Consider the following 16,266-nt stretch of genomic DNA (forward strand, 5'->3'; position numbering starts at 1 on the left):
CTACAGACACCGACGGGAAGCTGTTTGCGGGTTGAACAACCGCTGTGCCTTACGGGCGTTCTCTTCCCGCATCGCCGTCAGCCACCGCCACAGATCCATCGGCTCCAGACCCGGACACGCCAAGCGGTGCGCTATCCGGCACGCCATGCCCGGCGCGGGCTCGGCATCCCCCGCGTTCCAGGCAACGCCATTCTCGTCGTACGCCTTGTCCAACCCAACGGCCGCGTCGCCCAAATCCCCCATACCGACAGAGTCCGCAGGACAACGGCCGGCCCAACGGGGCGCCAACCAGACGGGACCCCTGCGCTCACGCAGACGCGGAGCGGCAGTCGAGACAACTCAGGACTACGCCCGGCACGGCAGCCCCAACCGCGGCGGCCTGACAGGCGGTGTAGACACGAAGGTTCCGGCACGGAAAATCTCGGATGCGTCAGACGGACGGGATAGCCCATACTCTGTGCCCCGTCCGCGCGCTATCTGGGAGCGTCATGACAAGTAGGTTCACCGAGTTGGCCGTTGACTGTCAGGATCCGGAGAGGCTCGCGGCATTCTGGTGCGCGGTGCTGGACTTCAAGGTGATCGACCGGAGCGAGGGCAAGGTCGAGATCGGCTCCTGGGTGCCGACTGTCGAGGATGTTCAGGCCCGCCAGATGCCGCCCGCTGTGCTGTTCATCCAGGTGCCCGAGGGCAAGACCGTGAAGAACCGGCTACACCTCGACGTCAGCCCGATCGACGGCAGCACCGACGACGAGGTGACCAGATTGCTCGGCCTCGGTGCCACCAGGACGGATGTGGGCCAGGGTCCAGACCGAAACTGGACGGTCATGGCAGACCCCGAGGGCAACGAGTTCTGCGTCCTTCGCACCCTGGCACCGCAGAACTAGGCCGAGAGCGGGCAGCCGCACTCCGTCACACACCACAACCGCCCGCGGCGCCCCCGTCCGGTCCCGTGCCCGGGCGGGGGCGCCCACGGCCTCAGTTCAACGTGCAGTTCTGCTCGCCCAGCTTGAACGCGGTCGGTTTCGGGTTTGTCCCCGACCAGCTTCCGGTGAAGCCGAAGCCCACTGAGGAGCCGGCCGCCACGGTCCCGTTCCAGCCGACGTTCTTCGCCGTCACAGCCGTACCGGACTGCGCGGTCTCGGCGTTCCACGCCTGGGTGACCTTCTGGCCGTCCGCGAAGGCCCAGCCCAGTGACCAGCCGTTCCAGGCACTCGAACCGGTGTTGGCGAGCTGCACGTCCGCCTGGAAGCCGCCGGACCACTGGTTGGTGACCTTGTACGTCACCGCGCAGGCACCGGTGGGGGTGGGGTCCGGACCCGGCCCGGGATCCGTTCCGCCGCCGGCGTCCGAGCTGTCGCCGTAGATCACCCCGCGGCCGTTCGTCGCCACGTACACCCGGCCGTACACCCGCGGGTCACCGGTGATCGCCCCACCCGTCCAACCCCACTGGTGGGTATCGTCGTTGATACGGGTCCAGGTCGCGCCCTTGTCGGTGGAACGGAAGATACCGCGGACCGAGCCGATCTTCGCGCTGGTGTACAGCGTCTGGTACGACGCTCCCGTGGCCGCCTTGCCGAAGCCGATGGTGTCGGCCTGTTCGACACCGGAGAGCTTGCTGAAGGAGGCCCCGCCGTCGGTCGAGTGCCACAGCCCGTACGCGCCGTCGCTCGCCCCGCCGGCCAGCCACACATCGCCCTTCGTGCCGGGCAGCGCCTTGAAGCGCACGCTGTCCCCGCTGGGCAGGCCGGTCGCGGACGAGGCCGTGAAGGTCGCGCCGCCGTCCGTACTGACGTAGAACTTCCCGGACTTGAAGCCGTAGAAGGTCTTGGGGTCGACCCGGTCCGACTCGACGACGGCGCCGGCCGGGATTCCGCCGGAGGCCGCCCACGAGGTGCCGAACCCGGTCGCGTACTGCACGCCGGTGCCCTGCGGACTCCACACGAACCGGCTGCCGTCGGCCGCCGCGGCCACCGTGCCGCCACCGCTCACGCCCGAGGGATCCGTCCCCGCGAACCAGTTCGCCCCGTTGTCCGTCGAGAAGGCGATGTGCGGGCCCGAGTCGAGGTTGCCGACCCGCACGACCGTGTTCGGGGTGGCCTCGGCGAAGTCCAGGCTGGTCGTCGTGGTGAAGTTCGGCGAGGTGAACATCATCGGCGGGACCTTGGTGAGGTCCGTGTGCCGGAACCCGCCGATGTCACCGAGCGCGCTGAGCAGCGGGGCGCCGGACGGGGGAGAGGCGAGATCGTTGACCGCCGTCTCCTCCAACCCCTGCACCATCGGCTTGATGGTGAACTGGCTGCCGCCGTCCCAGTTGGTGAGGTTCTCGGTGCCGTACACCGTCGCGCCCGTCCCGTACATCATCCGGTTCGAGTTGAACGGGTCGATCTCCAACGCCTCGGTCATCCAGCCGAGTTTGGGCGCCTGCTCGGGCGGTGACGGGTTCGCGCCCCAGGTCAGCCACGGCGAGGACGAGACGTCCATCGTGTAGCGGTTGGAGCGGTTGGGGTACGAGGTGTAGTCCCAGGCCTTCGTCCAGGTCGCGCCGCTGTCGGTGGAGCGGAAGATCTGGGTGTCCGGCCACCAGGAGCTGTACGCGGTGGCCATCACGGTGCCGGGCTTTTGCCGGTCCACGGTCAGTCCGCTGAAGCCGTAGTAGGTTTCGGCCTCGGCGACCGGGCTGATGTTCGTCCAGGTGCCGGTGGCGGTCGCGTACCGCCACAGCTGGCCCTTGCCGCCGTCGTACGGGCCGCCCTTGTCGCTGTAGGAGAGGTACAGATAGCCGTTCTTCGCGTCCAGTACGCCCTTGTGCGCGAGGTATCCCGTCGGTTGCCCCGCCAGCCGGGTCCAGGTCGCGCCCGCGTCCGTGGACCGGTACACCGCGTTGTCCTTGTCCGCGACCCCCACGTAGACGGTCTTCGTCGCGGTGCCGGCGGTGCCGGTCGACTCGTCGAAGGTGACCCATGCGATGCCCTGGTTGTCGCTGGCGTAGCCGCTGGTGTCGCTCGGATCCTGCTGGTAGTTGCCGACGTTGGGGAAGTTGGTCACCTGCGACCAGGTGACACCGGAGTCCGTCGACCGCCACAGGCCCTTGCCGCTCGGCGCGCCCAGGTACAGCACGCTGTTCCGGTTCGGGTCGATCGCGAGGCGCTCGCCCATGCCCCGGCCGGGCATGTTGCCGCCCAGCTTGAACGGCAGGTTCGTCCGCTGCCAGCTCGCGCCCCGGTCCGACGAGCGCATGACCGCCCCGTTCCCCGGGTCCCAGCTGTTGGTGTACGTGCCGACCGCCGCGTACACCTTGTTCGGGTCGACGGTGTCGGAGGCCAGGCTCACCACGCCCGTGTGCCCCCAGTTGTCCCAGCCCACCGAGTCCAGCAGCGGTGTCCAGGTCTTCGTCGACTCCTGCCAGCGGTAGGCGCCGCCGATGTCGGTACGGGCGTACGCCAGGTTCTTCTCGGCGCGGTTGAAGACGATGCCGGGGACGAAGCCGCCGCCGTCGACGCGGGCGTTCTTCCAGGTGTACGTGTCGGCGGCGATCGACGCTCGCTCGGGACCGGCCGCCAGCGCGGGCGGCGTGCCCGCGAGCAGACCGGCCGCCAGCGCCAGCACGGCCGTGAGGATGCGGGTTCTTCGCACGGTGGGGGACCTTCCTTTCGGGAGGGCCGTTCAGGAGGAAAGCGTGCGAGGACCGGGCGACCCCCAGTGCGGGAGGGGGCCGCCCGGCCGGCGGGCCTCGTCGTCAGGTGACGAGACCACGTACGCGAAACTTCCAAGCGGTTCCGGAGAAGAAGCGGTGCCTCCCACGCCCCGTCAGGGGCGCGGGGAACTGCGCGACCAGCCACAACGGACCCGCAGTCAAAACACGGCCCAACCCGCGGAGCGCCCGGCGGGGACTATTCGAGAAGCTCCGCGTACGAGCCCATGGCCAGGGCGATGTCCGCCTGGGCCCAGAACCGGTGATACGTGAAGGAGGGCGCGGCTCCGCCCGCCAGATAGGCCTCGATCTTCGACCAGGCCGGGTCGTCCTCGTAGAAGGAACGGATGGATTCGAAGGTGGACGAGGAGTTGATCGCGTCACCGTTCGGCATCGTCCCGGTCCAGCCGGACGGGATGTAGACGCCGTCGTCGAAGCGGTTGTAGTCGGCGCGGGTCTCCGGGACGGCGATGCCCAGGCTGTCCTGGTGGTTCTTCCACATGCCGTCGAGGAGCGCCTTGGCGGTCGTCGCGGCCTGGGTATCACCGGAGCGGTCCGCGTAGTACGTCAGTGTCTTGGCGTACGCGGCGGTCACACCGACATCGTTGGTGTAGTCGGCGACGGTGACGTGCAGGCCACTGTTGGCGCCCGGGCTGGTGGCGTTCCAGGTGTCGGGCTGGCCCGACCACTGGAGCGTCGACGGGATCAGATAGGTGCCGTCCGGGTTGACCGTGGTCTTGGACAGCGCCCAGTCGACCCACTTGTCGAGGACGACCTTGGCGTCCGCGTCGCCGGTCTGCTGGTAGTACTCCGCCACCCGTTCCATCGACCAGGCCTGGAAGCCGAACCACTGGTTGGACGGCGGGTCGTGGTACACGGGTTGCTGGTCGTAGTACATGCCGTAGAACGTCGACCTGCCGGTCGGCGGGGTCGCGTACCGGCCCGCCCAGCTGTTGGTCGCACCGCCCGCGATGGCGCCCTCGTTCGACTGCAGCCAGCGGTAGAACTCCAGCTGCCGGTCCAGCGACTTGGCCCAGTCCGCCTGTCCCGTCGCCGACTTGGGCTTCAGGTCGGCGTAGGAGCTCAGCGCGTAGGCGGCGAGGGGGTTCTGGTAGCCGCCGTGTGTGTGGCTGGAACCGATGCGCCAGGCCCAGCCCGCCGAGGAGTCGGTGGCGCCGCCCCACGCGTAGTACCAGGACATCAGGTAGTGCGAGGCGTCCTTGCCGGTACCGGCCGGGCAGGTCGACGGTCCGACACAGTTGCCGATCTTCTTGAAGTACTTGTCGTACATCGAGTAGCGCAGGTAGTCGCCCATCTTCGCGGCCTTGCCGACGGTCGCGGAGACGTCACCGCCCTTGCCCTGCTGCTTCGCCCAGACGTCCGCCCAGTACGCGGCCTGCACCGCGCGCGCGTCGGCGTCCGGGGCGTTGGTGAACTTCCACTGCTTGGCGTACGAGGCATCACCCGTGAACAGGTCCAGGTAACCGTTCTTGCCGCCGTACTTGAAGGCGTCGCAGGTCGGCTGCGGCACCGTCTCCCACACCGACTCCTGCGCGCCGCGCTGGAAGGTGTTGATGTACGACGGTCCGGTGTCCGTGGGGCCCGCCTCGCACTTGCCGGGCGAGTTGCCGTAGCCGTAGACGTTGTCGACGTCCTGCAGCCAGTGCATGCCGTAGACGTCGTCGGTGCCGTAGGCGCTCTTCAGCTCGCCGGCGATCGGGTCCGGGCCGACCGTGACCGACGTGTCGAGCTTCGCCGGGTACTCGTTCGGGGTGTCCAGCTCGGGCGCGTAGGTGGCCGGCTTGGAGGCGTTGTAGAAGGAGTTGGTCGGCTGGTCGGCGTGGGTGGGGATCATGTACTTCTCCATGATGTCCCAGGCGCCGTTGAACTTCGTCCAGTCGCCGGTGACCTTGCCGTACATGGCCTGGAGCCACAGGAGGTAGCTGTACGCCTCCGAGGTGGTCTCGTGACCGTTGTCCGGCGCCTCGACGATGAGCGTCTCCACGGAGTGGTAGGGGATGCCCTCGGGTGAGAAGTAGCCGCCGGCCGGGTTGGTGATCTTGCCGTACAGCTCCAGGAAGCGGGCGTCGTACTCCTTCGACGCCGCGATCTGGGTGACCGTCACCGAGGCCTTGCCGTGACCGGTGGCCGTCGACTCGAAGGTCGCCGCGCCGGTCCCGGACGAGTCCGCCGTGATCGTCACCTTCTGCGTGGTGCTCCAGTTCGACGGCGTGAAGGTGAGCGACGCCCCGCCGGTCACGGTGAGGCCCGAGTTGCCGGTGGTGCGGGCGGTGGTCACGGTCACGTTGGCGGACGGCTGCGTCGACAGCTTCACGTCGTATGTGGCCGTCTTGCCCTGCTGGACGGCCAGTTGGTTGGTCGAGGCCACCACGACGGGGCCCGAGGCGACCGTGATCCCGACCGGCGTGGACTCCGCGGACGCGCCCAGGCTGTCGTACGCCTTCGCCAGCAGCGAATGACTGCCCACGGTCAAGCCAGGAGCGGAGAACGAGTAGGGCGCGCTCGTGTCCGTGCCCAGCAGCGTGGTGTTGTCGTAGAACTCCACCTTGCTGATCGTCGCGCCGTCCGCGGCGGCGGCGGTCGCCGCGAGCGGGACGGCGCCGCCCTGGGTGTAGACCGCACCCGCGGTGGGGCTGGTCAGCACGGCGATGGGCGGCTGGTGTGCGCCCGTGCAACTGGTGCCGTTGACCGCGAAGTTCGTCGGAGCGGCGTTGGTGCCGCTGTACGTGAACTGCGCGCCGGTGGATACGGCGGCACCGGCCGCGATCTTGGCGTTGTACGTGGCGTTCTTCGCCGTGATGGTCTGGCCGGACTGGGACCAGGTGCCGTTCCAGCCGTTCGTCAGCTTCTGGTTGCCGGTGTAACCGTAGGTCAGGGTCCAGCCGTCGATGGCGTCCGTGCCGCGGTTGGTGATCGTCAGTTCCGCGGTGAAGCCGGCGCCCCAGTCGTTCGTCTTGTAGTCGACGCTGCACTGAAGTGGCGCGGCCTGAGCAGGAGTTGAACCCGCACTCAGCATCGTGAACGGAAGCGCGAGGGCCGCCACGACAGCGGTCCACATACGCCGAGCGGCCCGGCGTCTTTTGCTGGGGGGCATGTGCTGGTTCCTCCTTGCGGCTCGGAGAAGTCAAGGCTTGAACCAGTGGGAGCGCTCCCATAGTGGGGACGGGTGTGGTAGGGGTCAAGGTGCTTGAAGAGTCGAAAAGATTCGACAAGGGGCGTTGAGGGAAAGTCAGTAACTCCTCTGTTCTTTGCCGTCACTTGGCGCTACCTTCCTTGACACCAGTGGGAGCGGTTCCATCAGTCGACGCGTCCGTCACGGCGCGCCTGATCTGCAAGGAGTCGCTCATGCGACACCCCCCGCGTTCAGTACTTTTAGCCGTCACCGGCGCGGTCGCCCTCCTCGGGTCCGTGACGGTGCCGGCGGTCACGGCGTCCGGGGCCGCCCCTGCCTGCACGGTGGAGTACTCCGTCACCAGCCAGTGGGACACCGGCTTCCAGGGTGCCGTGAAGATCACCAACAACACGGCCGCGGTGAGCGGCTGGAACCTCACCTTCGACCTCGCGGGCGGCCAGAAGGTCAGCCAGGGCTGGAACGCCAAGTGGTCCCAGTCCGGTACGACGGTCACCGCCGCCAACGAGAGCTACAACGGACAGCTGGGCAGCGGCGCGAGCGTCAGTGCCGGGTTCATCGCGTCCTGGTCGGGCAGCAACGCCGTACCGACGACCTTCAAGTTCAACGGCACCCTCTGCAACGCCGACTCCGGGCCGACCGACCCGCCGGATCCGACCGATCCGCCGGACCCCGGTGACGGCACGGCCCCTGTCCTGCGGGTTTCCGGCAACAAGCTGGTGGACGCCGCCGGCAGGACCCGCCGCATGCTCGGCGTGAACCGCTCGGGCGGCGAGTTCATGTGTGTGCAGGGCCGTGGCATCTGGGACGGCCCGGTCGACGACGCCTCGGTCAGGGCGATCGCCGACTGGAAGGCCAACACCGTCCGCATCCCGCTCAACGAGGAGTGCTGGCTGGGTCTTTCCAACATCCAGCCGCAGTACGCCGGCGCCAACTATGTCAACGCGGTCAAGGACCTGGTGGCGAAGGTCAGGGCGAACGGCATGACGCCGATGCTCGAACTGCACTGGACCTACGGCCAGTACACCGGCAACTCGTCCGGCTGCTCCGACGTGCACGCCAGTTGCCAGAAGCCGATGCCCGACATGCAGTACACACCGTCCTTCTGGACGTCGGTGGCGAGCACCTTCAAGGACGACCCGACCGTGGTGTTCGACCTGTTCAACGAGCCCTACCCGGACCGCGCGACCTCCACGACCACCCAGGCGTGGCAGTGCTGGCGGGACGGCGGCACCTGCCCCGGCATCGGATACCAGGTCGCCGGCATGCAGGATCTCGTCGACTCGATCCGGGCCACCGGCGCCAAGAACCTGATCCTGGCCGGCGGACTCGCGTACTCGAACGACCTGAGCCAGTGGCTCGCGTACAAGCCCACCGACCCGGCGGGCAATCTCGCCGCCGCCTGGCACGTGTACAACTTCAACACCTGCTCGAACGAGAGCTGCTGGAACTCCACGCTCGCCCCGGTCGCCGCCCAAGTGCCGCTCGTGGCCGGGGAGATCGGCGAGAACACCTGCGCACACGGTTTCGTCGACCAGGTCATGAAGTGGTTCGACGACCGCGGCCTGTCCTACCTGGGCTGGACCTGGAACACCTGGAACTGCTCCACCGGTCCGTCCCTGATCTCCAGTTACGACGGTACGCCCACCGCGTACGGAATCGGGCTGCGTGATCATCTGCGCGCCCTGAACGGCTGACACCCGCAACCGAGAAGGAACCCTCACTCATGAGTCGTACCAGAACCGCGTTGTTCGCTGCCCTGGCGCTGGTCGCCGGGGCCTCCGGGACGGCGTTCTCCGCCGCCGGGGACGTCGATGTCGCCGCTGTCCCCTGCACCGTCGACTACAAGGTGCAGAACCAGTGGGACACCGGCTTCACCGCCAACGTCACCGTCACCAACAACAGCACCGCCAAGTCGAGTTGGTCGGTGAAGTGGGCGTACGCCGGTAACCAGAAGGTCACCAGCGGCTGGAACGCCAAGGTCAGCCAGAGCGGCACCGCCGTCACCGCGGCCAACGAGAGCTACAACGGGTCGCTGGCCACCGGCGGCTCGGTCAGCTTCGGCTTCCAGGGCACCTACAGCGGCACCAACGCGATCCCGGCCACCTTCACCCTCGACGGCGTGACCTGCAACGTCGACGGCGGCGGCCCCACAGACCCCACGGACCCGACGGACCCCGGTGGCGCCACCCGGGTCGACAACCCCTACAGCGGCGCCAAGGTGTACGTGAACCCCGAGTGGGCCGCGAAGGCCGCCGCCGAGCCCGGCGGCAGCCGGATCTCCAACCAGCCGACCGGTGTCTGGCTGGACCGGATCGCCGCGATCAACGGTGTCAACGGCGGTATGGGCCTGCGTGCCCACCTCGACGAGGCGCTGCGCCAGAAGGGCACCGGCGAACTCGTCATCCAGCTGGTGATCTACGACCTGCCCGGACGTGACTGCGCCGCCCTCGCCTCCAACGGCGAACTCGGCCCGACGGAGATCGACAAGTACAAGACGCAGTACATCGACCCGATCAAGACGATCCTCGCCGACTCCAAGTACGCCGCGCTGCGGATCGTCACCACCATCGAGATCGACTCGCTGCCCAACCTCGTCACCAACACCGGCAGCCGGCCCACCGCCACCCCGCAGTGCGACGTGATGAAGGCCAACGGCAACTACCAGAAGGGCGTCGGCTACGCCCTGAACAAGCTCGGCGACGTGGCCAACGTCTACAACTACATCGACGCCGGACACCACGGCTGGATCGGCTGGGACGACAACTTCGCGGCCAGCGCCACCGTGATGAAGGAGGCCGCCACCTCCGAGGGCGCCACCGTCAACGACGTGCACGGCTTCATCGCCAACACGGCCAACTACAGCGCCCTGAAGGAGAACAACTTCACCATCAACGACTCGGTGGCCGGCAAGTCGGTTCGTGAGTCGAAGTGGGTGGACTGGAACCGGTACACGGACGAGCTGTCGTTCGCCCAGGCCTTCCGCAACCAGCTGGTGTCGACCGGCTTCAACTCCGGCATCGGCATGCTGATCGACACCTCCCGCAACGGCTGGGGCGGCACCGCACGGCCCACGGGCCCCGGTGCGATGACGGACGTCGACACCTACGTCAACGGCGGCCGCTACGACCGTCGTATCCACGTCGGCAACTGGTGCAACCAGTCCGGTGCCGGTCTCGGTGAACGCCCGAAGGCCGCCCCGGCCGCCGGGATCGACGCGTACGTCTGGATCAAGCCCCCGGGTGAGTCCGACGGCTCCAGCAGCGCGATCGCGAACGACGAGGGCAAGGGCTTCGACCGGATGTGCGACCCGACCTACACGGGCAACCCGCGCAACGGCAACAGCATGTCCGGCGCCCTGCCGAACGCCCCGCTCTCCGGGCACTGGTTCTCGGCCCAGTTCCAGGAGCTGATGAAGAACGCCTACCCGGCGCTGTAGCGCCCTGAGGTGATGCGCCGGGGCCGGCTCTCGCGGGCCTGGCCCCGGCGGATTGCCAACTTGGCGGTCCATGGTCCCCGTGGTGCGGCCGGGCGTGGGCACGCGTGGGCACGCGTGGGCACGCGTGGGCACCTCCCTTTTGCCGTGCCGGCAACAGTGATGGCCCCGGCGCGGTGCGTCGGCTCACGCCGGCCGTCTCGCGACGAGAGGCTGACCACCATGACGCACCCACACGACGACTCCGGCCACCACCAGCACCACCAGCCCGGCCACGATCACGGCCACGATCACGGCCACGGCGGCACCGACATCGACTGGAACGAACATGCTCCGATGCTGGAGTCGCAGGCGGAGCTGTTCACCCCCCTGTACGAGCGGGCTCTGGCATGGCTCGGGCACAAGCAGACCGATCCCGGGCTGATCGTCGACGCGGGCAGCGGACCCGGTGTCCTCTCCTGCCTGCTCGCGGATGCCTTCCCAGGCGCCCGGGTCGTCGCGGTCGACGGCAGCGAGCCGCTCCTTGAACGGGCCCGCGCCCGGGCCGCCCGGCTCGGCGTCGCCGACCGGTTCGGCACCCTCGCCGGTGAACTGCCCGGTGTGCTGGACGAGTTGGCCTACCCGGCCGACCTGCTGTGGGCCAGCCGCAGTCTGCACCACCTCGGCGACCAGCGGGCCGCGCTCGCCGCCTTCGCCGCGCGGCTCGCGCCCGGCGGCACGCTCGCGCTGCAGGAGGGCGGCCTGCCCGCCCGTTTCCTGCCCCGTGACATCGGCATCGGCCGACCGGGACTGCAGGCGCGGCTGGACGTGCTGGAGGAGGAGTGGTTCGCGCGGATGCGCGCGGACCTGCCCGATGCCGTCTCCGAGACCGAGGACTGGCCGGGACTGATGGCCGCCGTGGGCCTGAGACATACCGGTACGCGCAGCTTCCTGCTCGACCTGCCCGCGCCGACCACGGACCGGGCCCGCGCCCATGCGGCAGCCGTCCTCTCCCGCCTGCGTGACGGCTTCGGCGACGACCTCGACGCCACCGACCGCGCCACCCTCGACCGACTGCTCGACCCCGAGGACCCGGCGAGCGTGCACCGGCGACGGGACGTCTTCCTCCTGGCGGTGCAGACGGTGTACACGGCGGAGCGTACGAGCTGAGGCCGACCGCCGGCACCCGGCTCCCTCCGTCGCCCTTGACTTCGAGAGTGCTCCAACTGATGGACTCCCGGCATCCGTTGAGCACATCGACGCACAGGGGGAAAACCCATGACCGACTCTCACGACTCTCCGGTCGCGCTCATCACCGGCGGCGGCAGCGGCATCGGCGCCGCGGTCGCCCGGCGGCTGCTCGACGCCGGACACCGGGTGGCCGTCACCGGCCGCGGCGAGGCACGGCTGCGCGGCTTCGCCGAGGAACTCGGTGATCCGGACGGCCTGTTGACCTTCGTCGGCAACGCGGCCGACTACGACGACGTGCGCTCGGCGGTGGACCGTACGCTCAAGGAGTTCGGCCGGCTGGACACGGTCGTCGCCAACGCCGGGTTCGCCACCCACGACACCGTCGCGGAGGGCGACCCCGCGGGCTGGACCGAGATGGTGCTGACCAATGTGCTCGGTCCCGCGCTGCTCATCCGCGCCTCGATCGACGCGCTGAAGGAGACCCGCGGCCGGATCGTGCTGGTCGGCAGTGTCGCCGGGTTCGTGCACGGGCCGGGCAACATCTACGGGGCGACCAAGTGGGCGGTGACCGGTCTCGCGGAGAACACCCGCCGTCAGGTGACCGAGTTCGGGGTGGGCGTGACGCTGATCGCACCGGGCCGGGTGGAGACCCCGTTCTGGGACAGCTACGGCAGCCTGCCGCCCGGCCATCTGCTCACCGCGGACCAGCTCGCCGACTCGATCGTGTGGGCCGTCGGGCAGCCCGACGGCGTCGACGTCAACACGGTTGTCGTACGGCCGATCGGGCAGCCCAACTAGCGAGATCCGGCGGTCAGTTGTCCCGCAGGAACTGCTGTGCGAGGCGGTCGCCGAGGGTGACCGCCGCGCCGTGGTTCTCGATGGGGGAGACCTGGGAGTTCTTGAACAGGATGTAGGTCACCCCGGAGTCCGTGCCACCGGTCGCCGGGTCCGGGTTTATGCCGAGGGCCTGGGCGGTGGCGTACGAGGCCTCGCCGATTATCTGCGTGGGGCCGGTGTCGCCGACGACGGCGTACTCGACCTTGTTGTTGTAGATCACGGCGACCACGCCACCGCCCTTGATGCCGGCGCCGGCGTAGTTCCAGATGCTGCTGGAGCTGGGCACGACGACGTACGGCAGTGAATCGGCCTTGAGCGGCGCGCCGTTGGACTGGTGGAAGGCCGTGTCGTCCTGGTACCAGGGGTCGGTGTTCTCGTTGCACTTCGAGGTGCGCTGGCCGTCGCAGTCGATGTCCATGTCGGCCTTCCAGAAGACCGCGCCGTTCTTGCCGCACACGGGGATCGTGGCCGAAGTGTCGTCGTCGGTCTGGTACTTGCCGTTGGATATCTGCGAGCAACTCGTCACCTTGGCGAGCAGGTCGGCCGCGCTGACCGTGCCCTCCTGGGCGGATGTCGGTGAGGTGGCGCCGGAGGCGGTCGCGGGGAGCACTCCGGCGGCGAGCAGGGCGGCCGCGCAGGCCATGGAGAGGGTCAGTGGTCGGGTGCGCACTGTGGGGGACCCTTCTGTTAGGAAAGTTTCCTTACCTTGCGGGTCCAAGGTGCCCCCTCGGCATGGCCGCGTCAATCCCACCGGAGGGGAGTCCGTCGCGACTTCTGTTCACAGGCCGGGTACGACAACGCCCCGGGGGCCGTTACGGCGGTCCCGGGGCGCTGGGCCGAGTGGGTTCAGGCCTGATTGAACGTCGACGGGTCGGGACCCAGGCGACGGTCCTCGTTCAGCGCGCTGATCGCCGCCAGGTCCTCGGTGTCCAGGCTGAAGTCGAACACCTCGATGTTCTCCTTGATCCGGGCCGGGGTCACGGACTTGGGGATCACCACGTTGCCGAGCTGGAGGTGCCAGCGCAGCACGACCTGGGCCGGGGTGCGGCCGTGCTTCTGTGCGATGGCCACGATCGCCGGGACCTCCAGGAGGCCCTTGCCCGAGCCGAGCGGCGACCAAGCCTCGGTCGCGATGCCCTGCTCGGCGTGGTATTCGCGGGCCGCACGCTGCTGAAGGTGCGGGTGCAGCTCGATCTGGTCGACGGCCGGGATGACGGACGTCTCGGCGATCAGCCGCTCCAGGTGCTCGGGTTCGAAGTTGGAGACACCGATCGCCCGGATCCGGCCGTCGGCGTGCAGCTTCTCGAACGCCTTGTACGTGTCGACGTACAAGTCCCGGGACGGGGTGGGCCAGTGGATCAGGTACAGGTCCACGTAGTCCAGGCCGAGCTTCTCCAGTGAGGTGTCGAAGGCGCGCAGCGTGGCGTCGTACCCCTGGTCGCTGTTCCAGAGCTTGGTGGTGACGAAGAGGTTCTCGCGCGGGACGCCGGATGCGGCGATGGCCTTGCCGGTGCCCTCTTCATTGCCGTAGATCGCCGCTGTGTCGATGCTGCGGTACCCGGCCTCCAGCGCGGTGGTGACCGCCTGCTGCGCCTCGTCGTCCGGCACCTGCCAGACGCCGAAACCCAGCTGGGGCATCTCGATGCCGTTGTTGAGGTTGATCGGGGGGACCTTGCTGCTCACGAGCTCTTGATCCTTACGGTTGTCGGCAGATGTCACTCCCATCGTCAACGATCACGGGCCGTGATGCATTCCTGACCGCGGAATCCGTCTGAATCCATCGGAACTGACTGATGGGTCAGCGTGAGGAGTACGGGACTGGCCACAGATTGTCCGCGGATGGGTCGGAGATTGGCCGGAAACGCATCCGATCTCTTCGGTCCGGACCATTGACCATGCCGCCTCGTGCCGCGAATCTCTATGGCGCTGCCGAACGAGTCGCCCCCGCCCCCGGCCCCGGCCGCGAGCGCGCGGCCCGCGAACCGCCCGGCCGCCGCCCCGTGATCGCCGACTCCTACAGCGCGACCCTGCGGCCAGGCGAGACCCGGCTGATCCGGGTGAAGCCGGTCAGCTCCCTGGACCTCACCATCTTCAAAGTAGGTATCAGCTAGGCGTCACTAGGCCCGGTACAGCGCCTCGACCTCGTTGCCGTACGCGTTCTCGATCGCCTTGCGCTTCAGCTTCAGCGACGGCGTCAGCAGACCGTGCTCCTCGGTGAAGGGCTGGGCCAGGATGCGGAAGGTGCGGATCGACTCGGCCTGCGAGACCAGGGTGTTGGCGGCGACCACCGCACGCCTGACCTCGGTCTCCAGGTCGGCGTCGCGCACCAGTTGGGCCGCCGGCATCTGCGGTTTGCCGCGCATCGTCAGCCAGTGCTCGACGGCCTCCTGGTCCAGGGTGACCAGGGCGGCGATGTACGGGCGGTCGTTGCCGACGACGATGCACTGGGCGACCAGCGGATGGTCGCGGACGCGTTCCTCCAGGGCACCGGGCGACACGCTCTTGCCGCCGGAGGTCACCAGGATCTCCTTCTTGCGGCCGGTGATCGTGAGGTAGCCGTCCTCGTCCAGGGAGCCCAGGTCGCCGGTGGCCAGCCAGCCGTCGTGCAGGGACTCGTCGGTGGCCTTGGGGTTGTTGAGATAGCCCTGGAAGACGTTGTCGCCCCGCAGCCAGATCTCGCCGTCGTCCGCGATGTGCACGGTCATGCCGGGGATGGGCTGTCCGACCGTGCCGTAGCGGGTGCGCTCGGGCGGGTTGGCGGTGGCGGCGGCGGTGGTCTCGGTGAGCCCGTAGCCCTCGTAGATGTACACGCCCGCGCCCGCGAAGAACAGACCGAGCCGCCGGTCCATGCCCGAGCCGCCCGTCATCGCGTGCCGGATGCGGCCGCCCATCGCCGCCCGCATCTTGGAGTAGACGAGCTTGTCGAAAAGCTGGTGCTGCATGCGCAGACCCGCCGACGGGCCCGGCCCGATGCCCCAGGCCTTCGCCTCCGTGGCCTCCGCGTACTTCACGGCGACCTCGACGGCCTTCCCGAACGGCCCGGCCTTGCCCTCCTTCTCCGCTTTGCGTCGGGCGGAGTTGAAGACCTTCTCGAAGATGTACGGCACCCCGAGGAAGAACGTCGGCTTGAACGCGGCCAGGTCGGGCAGCAGGGCGGCCGCGCTCATCTGCGGCTGGTGGCCGAACTTCACCCTGCCGCGGATCGCGGCGACCTCCACCATCCGCCCGAAGACATGCGCGAGCGGGAGGAACAGCAGGGTCGCCGCCTCGTCACCCTTCTTGGAGTGGAACACCGACTCCCAGCGCCGGATGACGGTGTCCGCCTCGTACATGAAGTTGCCGTGCGAGATGACACAGCCCTTGGGGCGGCCGGTGGTGCCGGAGGTGTAGATGATCGTGGCGACCGAGTCCGGGGTGACCGCCCGCAGGTGCCGGTGCGCCACCTCGTCGTCGATGTGGGCGCCGGCGTCGTACATCGCCTGCAGGGCGCCCGAGTCCAGCTGCCACAGCTGACGCAGCCGCGGCAGCCGGTCGATGACCGTGGCGATGGTCATCGAGTGGTCCTCGTTCTCCACGACCGCCGCCGTGCACTCGGCGTCGTACAGCATCCAGAAGCACTGCTCCGCCGAGGAGGTGGGGTAGACCGGCACCACCTGGGCGCCGATCGTCCACAGCGCGAAGTCGAAGAGCGTCCACTCGTAGCGGGTGCGGGACATGATCGCGACCCGGTCGCCGAAGCGGATGCCCTGGGCGAGCAGGCCCTTGGCGAGGGCCAGGACCTCGTCGCGGAACTCCGCGGAGGTCACATCCCGCCACTCGCCGTCCTCGCCCTTGCGGCCGAGCGCGATATAGAGAGGGTCTTCCTGGGCATGTTGGAAAACGACATCGGCCAGACCGCCCACCGGCGGTGCCAACGCCAACGGAGGGTTGGTGAACTCGCGCAAACCCCGCTCCCGGCTTCTTGTGTCGCTCCCCGCAGCG

The 16,266-nt window shown here is 68.6% G+C and carries 12 protein-coding genes; 6 read left to right on the forward strand and 6 right to left on the reverse strand.

Features of this window, described 5'->3' with window-relative positions; translation table 11 throughout:
- On the reverse strand, window positions 1–243 hold the full coding sequence (locus AB0H86_RS29740; protein WP_362445377.1) for a DUF6083 domain-containing protein: 243 nt from the start codon (window positions 241–243) through the stop codon (window positions 1–3).
- Window positions 244–488: 245 nt separating this feature from the next.
- On the opposite strand from AB0H86_RS29740, the gene AB0H86_RS29745 reads away from it, so the two are divergent.
- The gene (locus AB0H86_RS29745; protein WP_362445380.1) at window positions 489–884 is read left to right on the forward strand and encodes a VOC family protein; all 396 of its coding nucleotides are present in this window, start codon (window positions 489–491) and stop codon (window positions 882–884) included.
- A gap of 91 nt (window positions 885–975) precedes the next feature.
- Here AB0H86_RS29745 and AB0H86_RS29750 read toward each other — a convergent pair whose 3' ends face one another.
- Window positions 976–3,633, reverse strand: a complete 2,658-nt coding sequence (locus AB0H86_RS29750) for a cellulose binding domain-containing protein (RefSeq protein ID WP_362445383.1) — start codon at window positions 3,631–3,633, stop codon at window positions 976–978.
- Between the two features lie 257 nt (window positions 3,634–3,890).
- The gene (locus AB0H86_RS29755; RefSeq protein WP_362445386.1) at window positions 3,891–6,806 is read right to left on the reverse strand and encodes a glycoside hydrolase family 48 protein; all 2,916 of its coding nucleotides are present in this window, start codon (window positions 6,804–6,806) and stop codon (window positions 3,891–3,893) included.
- Window positions 6,807–7,057: 251 nt separating this feature from the next.
- Between AB0H86_RS29755 and AB0H86_RS29760 the strand changes: the two genes are divergently transcribed.
- The 4 genes from AB0H86_RS29760 to AB0H86_RS29775 all read left to right on the forward strand — a co-directional run bounded on the left by AB0H86_RS29760 (window position 7,058) and on the right by AB0H86_RS29775 (window position 12,246).
- Window positions 7,058–8,539, forward strand: a complete 1,482-nt coding sequence (locus AB0H86_RS29760) for a cellulase family glycosylhydrolase (RefSeq protein ID WP_362445389.1) — start codon at window positions 7,058–7,060, stop codon at window positions 8,537–8,539.
- A 29-nt stretch (window positions 8,540–8,568) separates the two neighbouring features.
- The gene (locus AB0H86_RS29765; protein ID WP_362445392.1) at window positions 8,569–10,281 is read left to right on the forward strand and encodes a glycoside hydrolase family 6 protein; all 1,713 of its coding nucleotides are present in this window, start codon (window positions 8,569–8,571) and stop codon (window positions 10,279–10,281) included.
- Between the two features lie 219 nt (window positions 10,282–10,500).
- Window positions 10,501–11,427 carry a class I SAM-dependent methyltransferase gene (locus AB0H86_RS29770; RefSeq protein WP_362445395.1) on the forward strand — a complete coding sequence of 309 codons (927 nt, stop codon included), beginning with the start codon at window positions 10,501–10,503 and terminating at the stop codon, window positions 11,425–11,427.
- 108 nt (window positions 11,428–11,535) lie between these two features.
- Window positions 11,536–12,246 carry an SDR family oxidoreductase gene (locus AB0H86_RS29775; protein WP_362445398.1) on the forward strand — a complete coding sequence of 237 codons (711 nt, stop codon included), beginning with the start codon at window positions 11,536–11,538 and terminating at the stop codon, window positions 12,244–12,246.
- Window positions 12,247–12,259: 13 nt separating this feature from the next.
- Here the strand turns inward: AB0H86_RS29775 and AB0H86_RS29780 are convergent, their stop codons facing one another.
- The gene (locus AB0H86_RS29780) at window positions 12,260–12,955 is read right to left on the reverse strand and encodes a glycoside hydrolase family 75 protein (RefSeq protein ID WP_362445401.1); all 696 of its coding nucleotides are present in this window, start codon (window positions 12,953–12,955) and stop codon (window positions 12,260–12,262) included.
- 176 nt (window positions 12,956–13,131) lie between these two features.
- Window positions 13,132–13,968 (reverse strand): aldo/keto reductase, encoded by an 837-nt coding sequence (locus AB0H86_RS29785; RefSeq protein ID WP_362445404.1) that lies wholly within the window; start codon window positions 13,966–13,968, stop codon window positions 13,132–13,134.
- 212 nt (window positions 13,969–14,180) lie between these two features.
- Between AB0H86_RS29785 and AB0H86_RS29790 the strand changes: the two genes are divergently transcribed.
- The gene (locus AB0H86_RS29790) at window positions 14,181–14,396 is read left to right on the forward strand and encodes a hypothetical protein (protein ID WP_362445407.1); all 216 of its coding nucleotides are present in this window, start codon (window positions 14,181–14,183) and stop codon (window positions 14,394–14,396) included.
- Window positions 14,397–14,402: 6 nt separating this feature from the next.
- Here AB0H86_RS29790 and AB0H86_RS29795 read toward each other — a convergent pair whose 3' ends face one another.
- Complete coding sequence (locus tag AB0H86_RS29795; RefSeq protein ID WP_362445410.1) at window positions 14,403–16,229, reverse strand: AMP-binding protein; 1,827 nt, start codon at window positions 16,227–16,229, stop codon at window positions 14,403–14,405.
- Window positions 16,230–16,266 lie beyond the last annotated feature (37 nt).

The organism is Streptomyces sp. NPDC050997 (genome assembly GCF_040660135.1).
Classification (GTDB): Bacteria; Actinomycetota; Actinomycetes; order Streptomycetales; family Streptomycetaceae; genus Streptomyces.